Source organism: Rhodoferax sp. RT4P68, from assembly GCF_056521305.1.
The window spans coordinates 171,002-183,367 of sequence record NZ_JBWMBB010000007.1 but is presented as its reverse complement, the minus strand read 5'-3'; the positions used below and the strand labels follow the sequence as shown (position 1 = coordinate 183,367).

General features: G+C 67.2%; 5 protein-coding genes. All 5 read left to right on the top strand.

The annotated features are described in order from the left end of the window. Positions 1-75: 75 nt before the first annotated feature. The 5 genes from AC099J_RS16815 (at position 76) to AC099J_RS16795 (ending at position 12,314) form a co-directional block, all read left to right on the top strand. Complete coding sequence (locus AC099J_RS16815; RefSeq protein ID WP_479616425.1) at positions 76-216, top strand: hypothetical protein; 141 nt, start codon at positions 76-78, stop codon at positions 214-216. Between the two features lie 106 nt (positions 217-322). Next, complete coding sequence (locus AC099J_RS16810) at positions 323-6,871, top strand: NACHT domain-containing protein (protein WP_479616424.1); 6,549 nt, start codon at positions 323-325, stop codon at positions 6,869-6,871. A 1,301-nt stretch (positions 6,872-8,172) separates the two neighbouring features. Further along, entirely contained in the window at positions 8,173-8,922 is a 750-nt protein-coding gene (gene msrA / locus AC099J_RS16805; protein WP_479616423.1) for a peptide-methionine (S)-S-oxide reductase MsrA, read from the top strand. 17 nt (positions 8,923-8,939) lie between these two features. Then, positions 8,940-9,440: a peptide-methionine (R)-S-oxide reductase MsrB gene (gene msrB / locus AC099J_RS16800; protein WP_479616422.1), complete on the top strand. Its 501-nt coding sequence runs from the start codon at positions 8,940-8,942 to the stop codon at positions 9,438-9,440. A 66-nt stretch (positions 9,441-9,506) separates the two neighbouring features. Beyond that, entirely contained in the window at positions 9,507-12,314 is a 2,808-nt protein-coding gene (locus AC099J_RS16795; RefSeq protein ID WP_479616421.1) for a toll/interleukin-1 receptor domain-containing protein, read from the top strand. Positions 12,315-12,366: the final 52 nt, after the last annotated feature.

Below are 12,366 nucleotides of genomic sequence, written 5' to 3'. Positions count from 1 at the left end.
AAAGGCGCAGCGCTCGTGGTCGGCTTCGGTATGCCTGCTTCAGACTGGCTGCGGCCCTATGCCATGGAGAGACGAATGCGCGCCATCGGCCAACTGCAGTCGATCGCCGCCGAGCCGCGAATGACAGCTCGAGACTTGTTGCAGTCGTACGTTGCGGCGTGGCTGAAGGCTGCTGTTGGCCGAGACCGTGAGTTCAACCGCGTTCCGGGAACCTGACCCTTGATCATCGCAGCGGGCGCGATCCGGAAGACCCTCAAGTTGATGTGAGACCATCACGGGATACTTGGATCATGTCTCGGCGGAACGTGCAATGGCGATGGCGATGAAGAAGTCCACTGCGACGCGCAGAACGGTAACCCCGCGGAAGGCCGTGCCGAAGCCCAAGTCCAACAGGACGGTTAACACCCGAACGCGCCCAGCGGTAGACACCGTCCGCGCCTCCCGCGACGGCCACGAGTTCCACGAAGCCTGGGTCGCTCGAAAGTGCCTGGGCTTGCTCTTGCCCGGGGCCGAGTTGGTCGGCATTGCCGTAGAAGGTTTCGCCAACGATGACCAGCGCGGCGTCTCGAATGCAGGAAATGAGATCGCCGACGCGGTCCTCTACTTCGGAGGCCGGGCCAACCTGCAGCACGCCAAACGCGTGGTGGTGGTCCAGGTGAAGTACTCCAAGGCTGCCGAGCACAAGCCGTTTCGGGCGGCGGATGCGAAGAAGACGATCGACAAGTTTGCGCGCACGTATCGCGCCTGCAAGACGTCACTTGGAACCGAGAAGGCGCGGGCAAAGTTGCGGTTCGAGTTGATCACCAACCGGCCCATCTTGCCCGCGCTGCTCGAGGCCATCGGGGGTCTGGCGGCGCAAAGCCCGCTCAAGGGCGAGGCGAGAACGCAGGCGAAGCAGGTGGCGGACGCCTGCAAGCTGACGGGCAAGGACCTTGCCGAGTTTGCAGCGCGGCTGGACATGATTGGCCTGACCGGCGACCTGCGCGAGAACAAGCAGCAGCTCGCACTCACCCTGGTGGACTGGTCAGACGCTCGGGACCACATGGCCCGCCACCGTCTAGCGGATATCCGGGAGATGGCACGCGACAAGGCCGGTTTGATCAAGCAGCACCGCAACGTCATCATGCGTACAGACGTGCTGGCAGCATTGGGCCTGTCCGACGACAAGGACCTGCTTCCGGCGCCGGCGAGCTTTCCGCCGATCGGAAAGGTGGTTGATCGCGTGCAGTTGGATGACACCCTCCACCGCATCCCGCGGCTCACCCGGCCTTTGGTCGTGCATGCCGAAGGCGGGTTCGGAAAGACGGTCTTCATGAACTCGCTGGCGGCCCGCCTGGGTGACGAGCACGAGACGATCCTGTTCGACTGTTTCGGCATGGGGCAGTACCGTGCCACCGACGACAGCAGGCACCTGCCAAGCCGCGGTCTGGTGCACATCGCCAATGAGCTCGCCTGTCGAGGCTTGTGCGACCCCATGCTGCCCTCGACCAGCAACAGCGAAGACATTCTTCGCGCCTTCCGCGTGCGACTGGAGCAAGCCGTCGCGACCTTGCGCCGCGGCTCGGCGGACCGGCAACTGGTGCTGCTGCTCGACGCGATCGATAACGCCAGCGAAATCGCTCGCGATCGCCATCAGGATTCGTTCCCGCGCCTGTTGCTGCAGAGCTTGGAGCACGGCGCAGCAATCGCCGGTCTGCAGGTGGTCGTCAGTGCCCGAACGCACCGGCGGCTCGCCGCGACCGGCGAGATATCCGCCGAAGAGGTCGAATTGGCGCCGTTCGTAGAGCGGGAGACACGTGCGTTCCTGCGCGCACACGTGAGCAAGCTGACCGAGACGATGGTCCAGGTAGGTCAGGCACGGTCCAACGGCAATGCTCGTGTGCTGGAACACTTGGCCGCGGAACCCGGCCTGCTGGCGCCGAGCGAGATCGACAAGCCGATCGCGCTGGACGACCTGATCCAGCACCGCATTGACCAAGCTCTGGTGGAGGCACGGAGGCTGGGCAATGCCGATAGCAGCATCCGCGCGTTTCTGGCGGGGCTGGCCACCTTGCCGCCGCCCGTGCCGCTCAAGGAGTACGCGCAAGTCAACGGCATGGCCGAGGGTGCGGTCGTCAGCTTCGCGGCAGACCTGTCGCCGCTGCTGGAGCAGACCAAGCATGGGCTGATGTTCCGCGACGAGCCCACGGAAGACCTCATTCGGCGCCGCTACGCCGGCGACGCGGCGCCGCTGCGTGAGCTGGCGACGAATCTGTTCGCCATGCAGGGCGAGTCCGTCTATGCCGCCACAACGCTTCCTGACCTGCTGCTGCAGCTGGAGGATGGGGAAAAGCTCTTTCAGCTGGCCTTCGACGAGCGGCTGCCCGCGAGCATCTCCGGCACCGTGGGCCAGCAGACAATTCGTCATGCGCGACTTCGCGCCGCCGTGGCGCACGCCGTTCGCGTCAACGACCTCGATCACCTCGTGCCGTTGCTGGTCGAATTGTCGACCCTCGCCGCGATGGACCAGCGGGGAACGACATATCTGCTGGACTACCCCGATCTAGTGGTTGCCTCGGCCGATCCGGATTCGCTTAGGCGCATCTTCGAGGCACGAACCCCGTGGCCCGGCTCCCGCCACGCCCGCCTAGCGATTGCGCATGGGCTGATCGGCGATACCGCCGAGGCAATCTGGCACGCCAGGTGGGTCGCTGAATGGCTGCAGCACTACTTCGACCAGCAGAGCGACGCGCATGACCGCGCGCACCCCACGTTGCTGGACTTGGCGGCGCTCCCGTTCTGCCACCTGCTCAAGGGCGACGGCAAGGCGGCGGCTCGAGACCTATCGGGTTGGGTCAGCGCCGAGCACGGTTACGACACCTCCAAAGCGATGTTCCAGCTGGCGCACCGTCCCGAGGCGGCGTCCTTGCTTTCACACGAGGTGATCCGGGACTGTGTTGATGCGCTGGCGTCGATCGGGCCGATCGCCGCGGCGATTCGTTACGCTGCCGGCAGCCCGGAGCAGCAACGCGCTCAGCTCGAGTCACTCGCGGCGGCATGCATGGCGGACGGCTCGGTAAAGCTTCGAGATAACTACCGACCCGACGAACGCCCATTAGTACAGGGCATGGTGGAGGCCGCGGCGAAGGCGGTGCGGTTGGGGATGCCCGCCCAGGCTACTGCGATCCTCAAGGCACTGTCCTTGGTGCCGCCGAACCTACACGTGTTCATGGACTCGTCGTACTGGGTCGGTGAGGTCGCCACGTACATTGCCCGGCAGGTCATCGCCTGCTGTGCGTCCGGCACCCCGATTGGTCCCCGCGACCTGCTGCCGCGCGAACTGGCCGAGCTCGCTGCGACCTTGACTCCGAACCTGACGGAAGCGGAGTTCCTCACCGCGCTCAAGGAGGCACTGGATGCGGACTACGAGGAGAAGGCCAAGGCCGCCCGAGACGCGAAGAAAGATGCGCGCCACGAGTACAGCCACCACGCATCGGCCGTGCAATTCCTCAAGGAGCGAATGCCGCGCTGGCTCGATATCTCGCGTGACTTCGCACAGGCCGTTGTCGGTTCCGGTTCCGCGGTACCTAGCTTGGCGCCACTAACGGCCCGCTGGACCAAGCTGCGCAACACCGACGACTACGACTCTGGCGGCCGCTCGGCACAACGGCAGCACAACACGGTTGTCGAGCGCTTGCTGGCGTTGGCTCTTGCAGCGAACGACTCATTTCCTGCGGGCGAAGTCGCGGCACACATCGAAGCGGCGAGCGAACCGGACGCTACGCCCTTGTCGAGCCTGATCGGGCTCGTCGCATTGCTGGCGTCTCGTCCGGCGTTCCATGCCATGGCCGGCACGCTCGCGATTAAGTCGAGCGCGGCCATCGAGAAGGAGCACGATGTCACCGATCGTGCCGCACACTTCGCGCGACTCGGGCAGGCGATCGCGTTGGCCAGCCCTGCCGAAGCGGTCGCGTATTTCCGGAAAGGGCTCGAGCAGATGGACGCGATCGGCTCGGGCGACTATCACTTCGTCGAGGGGCTGATGCACTTCGCCGGCGCGCTGACCGGCGAAGGTCTAAGCCAGCGCGAAAGCCACACCCTGTCCAACATCTGCGAGCTCAACTTGGGCGAGGAACAGAAGTTCGGCTGGGGTTCCTACGGCGCCGCGATGAGCCGGGTATCCGGCGTGGCCGGACTTGCAAGGCTAGCGCGGTGGCAGGACCGCGGGCGAATCTCGTTGGACTTCACGCTGTTGCCGTATGTGCGGGCCTTGCTGGAAGACGACAAGCTCGATGCCGAGCTCGCCCTGACGCTCTTGCGACTGTCGAATCCAGCCGAGCTCTACGTGTGCGGGACCACGCAGCTGGTCGCCACTCTCGAATCCAAGCCGTCCGCACGCCTAGCAGCCGTGGCCACCGAGCTCGTCGAGCAATACCTGCAGAACAACCCTGGTTCACTGGGCTCGGAAACGCCCCGCGCGCTCGCGCGCTTCGCCGGCTCGGTGCTGGCCAAGGACGCATGGCAGCGGCAGTACCTTGAAGCGGCGGCGGATCGGATCGACGTCAAGCGCGATGACGACAACCGGCGCACCAACTGGCGCGCGTCCGGAGGCGACGCCGCGCCTCGAACATGGGAAGACGAGCAGAACAAGGCGAAGGCGCACGTTCTGCAGATCGCCGCGGGCACCGATCCGCTCGATGAGGTCGCGGTGGGGCGCGTCCTCGATGCGGCCCGCACGCAGCTCCCGAACATGCGCTTCTCGGACGATGTCCTCGGTGCGTTGCGAACGAAGATGGCGTTCAAGCAATGGCCTGACTATCTCGCGCTGATCGCGCGGCTCGAAGTGTTGGATCTGTACGAGAAAGAACGGGAGTTGCGCACCTGCAAGGAGCAATGGATCGGCTCCTCGCTTGCCGTAGCCGACGCGCTGAAGGCCTGCGCACCGGTCATCGCACGGGTGAATGCAGACGAATACATTTCCTTCGATTACCTTTCGGGCTCACACGTCCGCGCCCTCGAGGACATCTGTGGTCTGGCGCGCCGCGACGTGCTGATGCTCCTCATCCGCGAGTTCACCCGTCCCAAGATGCCGATACCGGCCTCGGTGTGGCTCAACTTCGCTGCGGAGTTCAACGGAAAGACGACGCCCGGCGTGGGCGAGGCGGCGCTGACACGCCTGCTGCAGAGCGGGCCGGCGAAGCTCGCATCCAACACGGAGGACGGGGCGTGGCTGGACGCGATGACCTTTACCGGGGATGCGGTCGAGGCCACCGCGGCGATTACCTGGTTCCAGCTCGGTTCGCCCGTTACCCGGCAGCGGTGGTTCGCCGCCCATAGTCTGCGCACGGCGGTTCGCCTCGGTCGTGCCGAGGTGCTGGATGGAGTCGTTGCGAAGTATCGGCGCCGCGACGCGGTCCCCTTCCAGGCGCCGGAGTTGCCGTTCTTCTACCAGCACGCCCAGCTTTGGTTGCTCATAGCAATGGCGCGCATCGCACTGGAGGCGCCTCTGGTCGTTGCTCGGCATGCCGATTTTCTCGAAGCGATCGCGTCGGACGCTGTCGAACGCCACGTGCTCCGGCGGCATTTCGCGGCGCAGGCACTGCTGGCCTGTGTGAATGCAGGTGAGTTGCGCCTGCCAAAGGCGCGGGTTCAGAAGCTTCAGCGCGTAAATCGATCGAGCTTCGCGGCCCGGAAGGAGAAGGACTACTACGGGAGCGATTTCTACGCCCCGCGTCCCAAGGGCATGGTCAAGCCCCATCCTGAACTGCATCTGGACTACGACTTCAGCAAGGACGAAGTTACCCGGCTGTCGAGCCTGTTCCGACGGCCGCAGTGGGAAACAGCGGATGCTCTCGTCGCCAAGGTGCGGGAACATGACGCCAATATCGAGTTCATGAGCGATCGCAAAGGGCGGTCGCGACCTGGTCGTGAGCACTACACGCGCGGCATAGACGCCGAGTACCAAAGCCACGGCGAGCAGCTGGCCTGGCACGCCTTGTTCTCGGTAGCGGGCGATCTACTTGCCGCGCACCCGGTGGTTTGGCGCGGCTACGATGAGGAAGACCCGTGGGAGGACTGGCTTTCGCGCGAGGTCGTGACGCATCCGGCGGGCCTGTGGCTCGCGGACGGAATGGACCGCCAACCCCTGGACACCTGGGTTTCCTTGATGGCCAGGGGCGAAACCGCGACGGACCTCACCGCGGATCCGGCCGCATTGAAGTCGTTGCTTGGGAAGGGCGACTCGGTGGGAGACTGGCTCACCGTCGATGGCAGTTGGCACTCCAACGAAAACGTCGAGATCCGGGTGATGTCGGCGCTGGCGCCGCGGGACCAGAGCGCCGCATTGGCCGAGGAGCTGGCCGCTCAGGGGCCCTTCCAAGCCTATGTGCCGCAGCTGCAGATGTACGAAGAGGACGGGATGGCCTCGAATCGCGATGCGCCCTACCTGCCCTGGATCGTGCGCAAGGAAGCCTCTGCGCATCTGGACGAGACCGACGCCCTGGGCGCCGTTGGCGCGGTGCGGCGCCCGCGCTTGAGCCAGGACGTCACCGCGTTCGCCAAGCTACGATCTGTCGATCCGTTCGACCGGACCTGGGTAAATGCCGCCGGCGAGACCGTCGTGCGGGCCGACGCGTGGATCGAATCCGGCCGACATGAGGAAGGTGCGAGCGAAGGCTCACGCATTTGGTGCCGCACTGACGTCGTGCGTGCGTACCTGGAGGCCAGCGACGCCGACCTGATGTGGCTGGTGCGCCTGCGCCGCCGCGACGGAGGTTACGGTAGAGAGCGCAGCCGCTACTGGCATACCACCGCTGTCATCCGGATGGGTGCCTCGCTCGAAGTGAGTTACTCCCCGGGCCGGTCGAACGAAATGGAAGAATCGAAGTTCTAGCGTGCTTCCGACGGGGTAGCGCGTGTCAGCGGATCGGACGGCCGCGTTCGTACCACAACTGCCGGACGCTGGCCCTCGCGCGGGAGCACGAGCAAAGTCATCATCGGATCCAAGTTGTGCGCGACGATCTTCATCTCGTGCAGCGACAGATCCGCGGGGGCATGTGCGAACTACAACCGCGTCGCGTCTTTTACGCCCGTTCGCTCGAACGTCACCACTGTATGGGCGGCGAGGGAAACGTTAGGGCACTGGGATGGCCACGCCTAGCTATCGATCAGATCGGGGTGTATGAATTGTGCGATGCACCGCAATGCCGAGCGACCGTGTGGTGCTGGCTGACTACACGTATGGCTGGGTATGGCCGGCTTCGCGGCTATTGACCACATTCGCTATCGGCTTTGGTGGACGTCGTGTTCGCGCCGTGAGGTAGCGATCACTGTGACCGGGGCCTGCCCCGCAAGGGCTTACGACCGGCGGCCCTCTTACAGCAGCCGTTTACTACCGTACCGCTCGTCGGGAGTCCGCTTGGTGCTGGTCAGCGTGAGTAGGCCCGAGACAACTGACAGGCCGAAACCGCTGCAGACCTGACGCTGGCGCTGGCATGGTGACCGACAGCACTGGGCGCAATGCCGCCACTGCGTGCGGTCACACCAATACCCGCTTGAGCTGCAAAGCAGCCAACTGATTTGCGCTGGAACCCCCACGCGCGCGCCTTAAACTTCTTCGACGCTCAGCCTCGGTGCTGCCGTATTGCGGCGGCCATCGACGCACCCGCCACCAAGGTGGGGAAGAGCGACAGAACTCTGATTGCATCCGCACGACCAATGTGCTCACGCTGGAGCGAGACCGGCTTGAAAGCCCCTCTTACCGGATACCGAAACATGAAACTTCGCGCATCTGCCGCCGAACCCATCATTGGAGCCCACACCGGCTGACTGAGCTCGCCGACGACGACGTCGACATCGGCCCGGAAAAGCTGCTCACCAAGAACGGTGCCACCGATGTGGGGCTGGTCGACGCCCGCCGCCTGAACAACTTCCAGCGCGCTCGAAGCCGAGCATGCGCATCTCGTGCTCGTGGAGGACGCGATCACCGGTCTGGAACAGGCGTTGGCGGAGCAGTTTGCTTCAGAGGACGAACTGGATCGGGCGCTGGACATCGCCAAGACCTGAACACCGCAGGGATCGAGCGACGCGCCATGAGCCTGCGCACCCCGCATGCCTCGCTGTAACCCATCGGACACCTGGAACGAACTTCAGTTCACATCCCCAGTCTGACCCCAGCGAACCACCGAGGCCACCATGCAACACTCTGCCCAACCAAGCCACCCCCGCCCGCTCACCCCCACGCGCCGCGGCACGATCACCGCCCTGGCGCTGCTGCTGGGCGGTGCCCTGGTCGCATGGAAGGCCGTGCCGACCCTGGCCGCAGGCAGCGCCGTCGCCATCCCGCCGCCGCAGGACGCTGGTACCGCGACAGCAGGCGCCACGAGCGAGACCGCCGTGCTGGCCGGCGGCTGCTTCTGGGGCGTGCAGGGCGTGTTCCAGCACGTCAAGGGCGTCACGCGCGCCGTGTCCGGCTACGCCGGCGGCGATGCAGCCACGGCGACCTACAAAGCCATCGGCTCCGGCCGCACCGGCCATGCCGAGGCGGTGCGCATCACCTACGACCCGCGCGAGATCAGCTTCGGTCAGATCCTGCAGATCTACTTCTCTGTGGTGCACGACCCGACCCAGCTGAACCGCCAGGGGCCGGATTTCGGCACGCAGTACCGCTCCACCGTGTTCGCGCAGAACGCCGAGCAGGCGCGCGTTGCCACGGCCTACATCGCCCAGCTGGACCAGGCCCGCGCCTTCCCCGCGCCCATCGCCACCACCATCGAGCTGGGCAAGCCGTTCTACGACGCCGAGGCCTATCACCAGGACTACATGACGCGCTTCCCGCTGCAGCCCTACATCGCCATGCACGACCTGCCCAAGCGCGACAACCTGAAGCGCGTGTTCCCCGATCGGTACCGCGACCAGCCCGTGCTGGTGGGCGCGAGCACGTGAACTGGAGGACCCTCACCATGCACCTGCGTCGACAACTCTTGCGCGTGCTGGGCGCCGGTGCGCTGCTGGCTGGCGCCGGTGCCGCGCTGCGGCCCACCGCGCGTGCGGCCAAGGCCTACCCCGTGGCCCACACCGAAGCCGAGTGGAAGGCCCTGCTCACGCCCCAGCAATACCGGGTGCTGCGCGGGGCAAGCACCGAGCTGCCCTACTCCAGCCCGCTCAACCAGGAGAAACGCGCCGGCACATACGCCTGCGCCGGCTGCAAGCTGCCGCTGTTCTCGTCGGCCACCAAGTTCGAGAGCGGCACCGGTTGGCCGAGCTTCTGGAAGCCGCTGCCCGATGCGGTGGCGACCGAGGTGGACCACAGCCTGTTGATGCGGCGCGAAGAGGTGCTCTGTGCGCGCTGCGGCGGGCACCTGGGCCACGTATTCGATGACGGGCCGAAGCCGACCGGGCTGCGCTATTGCATGAACGGCGTGGCGCTGGCGTTCACGGCAGGGGCCGCGCCAGCGGCGTAGTCATCGGTGATGAAGGACGGCAGCGCCGGCCGTTGACGCCCCGGTCCCTGCGCGGATGATGAGCCCATGGCCCACGATGACCCGCCAGGCTGGGATGCCTTCATCAGCTACTCGCGCCGCAACAAGGATTTCGTCTCCTTGCTGGCAGCGGCGCTGGGCGCGTACCGGCCGCCCAAGGCGTTGAGCGCGCCGGCCCGGCCGCTGCGCATCTTTCTCGACCAGCAGGACCTGGGCGCCGGCGACTATGGGCCGGAGATCGAGGCGCAGCTCGCACGCTCGCGCATGCTGATCGTCGTCTGCTCGCCCGACGCACGGGCCAGCACCTATGTCGACGACGAGGTACGGCGCTTCGTGCGCCTGCGCCCAGCCGAAGCGGTGGTGCCGGTGTTGCTGGCCGGGCTGGCCAACAACGAGGCGTCGGCGGCACAGGCGGGCGAGATGGCCTTTCCGCCCGCGCTGGCCGAGGCGATGCAGATGCCGCTGGCGGTCGACTACCGTGGCTTCGACGCCCGCCGCGACCGCGTGCAGCGCGGTGGCTTCGAGGGACCATGGCACCAGCTGTTGGCCAAGCTCTACGGCGTGGGCCGAGCGGAGATCGAGCAGCGTGAGAAGCGCCGCCAACGCGTGCGCTGGCGCTGGATCGGCGGCAGTGCCGCAGCGCTGGTCGCGCTGCTGGCGACCGCACTGGTGCTGACATTGCTGGCGCGCACCGAGGCCGAACGCCAGCGCGACCTGGCCGAGCAGCGGCGCCGTGATGCCCAGGCCCGCGCCTTGAACGTGCGCGCCGATGCCGCGCTGGCCGACGACGGCCAGGGCCTGCAGCGCGCGCTGCTGCTGACGGTGGAATCGCTGGCCAGTGCCTGGACGGCCGAGGCGCACGCGCTGATGCTGGCGCAGATCGACCGCATGGTGCCCCCACCGATCGCCACTGCGTCCGACCAGCGTGGCCCGATCCTGTCGCTCGTGCCGCTGCCAGACCTCGGCCTGGTGGCCAGCCAGGGCGTGGACCGGCTGGTGCTGCGATCGCTCACCGACCTGAAACCGGTGCGCGAGCTGGCCACCCCACGCGCGCCGGGCGCGCTGCGGCGGCTCGTGCTGAGCCCCGATGGGCGATGGCTGCTGGCGGGCTGCGCCGAGCAGGTGGCCTGTGTCTGGGACACCACCACCTGGACGGTGGCCTGGGCACCGAAGCCGCACGCCGCGCTGACCGCAGCTGCCTTCAGCCCCGACAGCGGGCGGCTGGCTTACGCCTTCGGCGGCCCGGCGCAGGTGCAGATCGTCCAGACCGGAACCTGGCAAGAGGAGGCACCGCTCACCATCGACGAGCGCAATTCCGAGCCGATCCAGGGGCTGGGGTTCGGCGGTGTGGGTGGCGCTGGAGACGACAGCGACACGCTGCTGGTGCGCACCCGTTCGGACCTGGAACTGCACGATCTGCGCACCCGCCAGAAGCTGCAGGAGGTCGACACCCGTGGCGGCACGGCGTTCGTCCAACTGCCCGCGTCGGGCACCGTGTACGTCGACGGTGGAACGCAGCGCTTGCGGGCGATGCGGCTGACGCGAGACGCAGCGGGCACACCGCATTTGTCCGAGCCGGGCGAACCGCTCGGGACCAAGCTGGACACCCGCGCGCAGTCCAGCGCCAGCAGCGACGGGCGCAGCATCGCCGCTCGCACCGCCGACCGCATGGTGCAAGTGCTCGCGCCGCAGGGGGGTCTGCCACCCCGCCATGCCGACGGTGGCAGCGCCATCGTGCTGGCCGGCACAGACCGGCTGGTGGTCGGCGCGCAAGAGGGCCGCATCGAGCTTTTCGACCTGCAGCGGGCGGCGAGTCGGCGCCTCGATGGTGTCGGCCCGAATGTGAAGCCGACGCAGGGAGCGCCATCCGCGCAGTCCTCCCCATCTTCTCTGTTGGCGCTGTCGCGCGACGGCCAACAGCTCGCCGTCACCGATGCCAACGGCGTGACCCGCGTGCTGGCCGTGGCCGACGGCCGCACCGTGGCGTCGCTGCCCGCGCTGGAAGGCGCGCGGCCGCATTTCAGTGCCGACGGGCGCTGGCTGCTGGTGGTGGCCTCCAGCACGCTGGCCGTGTTTGCGACCGCCGACTGGCAGCCGCGCTGGCAGACGGCCGGTGACGAGGTGCTGGGGGGCCTGTGGCTGACCCCCGACGGGCGCTGGCTGCTGCTGGAGCGCGCGAAGCGGCTGGAACGCATCGCGCTGGCCGACGGCAAGCCAGCGGCATCGACCGCGCTCACCGAGTACCTGCGCGAACTGCGCGTCGAACCCGGTGGCACACGTGTGGCGGCCAGTTCCTCCGCCGAGATCGCACGCGGCTTCGGCTTGCGCCAGCCGTCCATGCGCCGCGTCTGGCAGATCGCCGATGGCGCGCAACTGGGCTGGCGCTCGTTCGAACGCGACGACCTGGAGAGAGTGAAGGGCATCGGGTGGGGCCGCCGTGCCGACGACGCGCAGGGCGAGTGGACGCGGACCGAAGGCGGCGGCGATCTGGCGCTGGTGGACGCTGCCGCCGCGTGGCCGCTGGTGCCGGATCTGTTGGCGCCTGCGGGGCCACCCGCAGTGCGTTGGCTGGCGGAGCTGGACGCTGCCGGCACCGCCCTGCACGCGCATGCGCTGCAGCGGGCCGACCGCGCGCAAGGCCCGTCGACCACACCGCCGGCCTGGAGCGCCGACGGCGCATGGCTGACCACATTGGGCGAGGACGGCGCGGCGCGGCTGTGGCCGCTGGCGCCGGCTGCATTGGCATCGGAGGCCTGCTCCCGCTTGCGGCGCAACCTGGACGCCGACGAATGGCGCGTGGCCTTTGGCGACGAGGCTTATCGGCGCACCTGCACGGCCTTGCCCGAGGGGCGGTGAACGGCAGAGCGCCGCTTCTGACCGGATGCTCGACCCGGCATGATCATGCGCG

Excerpts from the sequence above, each read along its gene's own strand:
- AC099J_RS16810 (WP_479616424.1), top strand. The coding sequence starts at position 323 with ATGAAGAAGTCCACTGCGACGCGCAGAACGGTAACCCCGCGGAAGGCC.
- msrA (WP_479616423.1), top strand. The coding sequence starts at position 8,173 with ATGCAACACTCTGCCCAACCAAGCCACCCCCGCCCGCTCACCCCCACG.
- msrB (WP_479616422.1), top strand. The coding sequence starts at position 8,940 with ATGCACCTGCGTCGACAACTCTTGCGCGTGCTGGGCGCCGGTGCGCTG.
- AC099J_RS16815 (WP_479616425.1), top strand. The coding sequence starts at position 76 with ATGCGCGCCATCGGCCAACTGCAGTCGATCGCCGCCGAGCCGCGAATG.
- AC099J_RS16795 (WP_479616421.1), top strand. The coding sequence starts at position 9,507 with ATGGCCCACGATGACCCGCCAGGCTGGGATGCCTTCATCAGCTACTCG.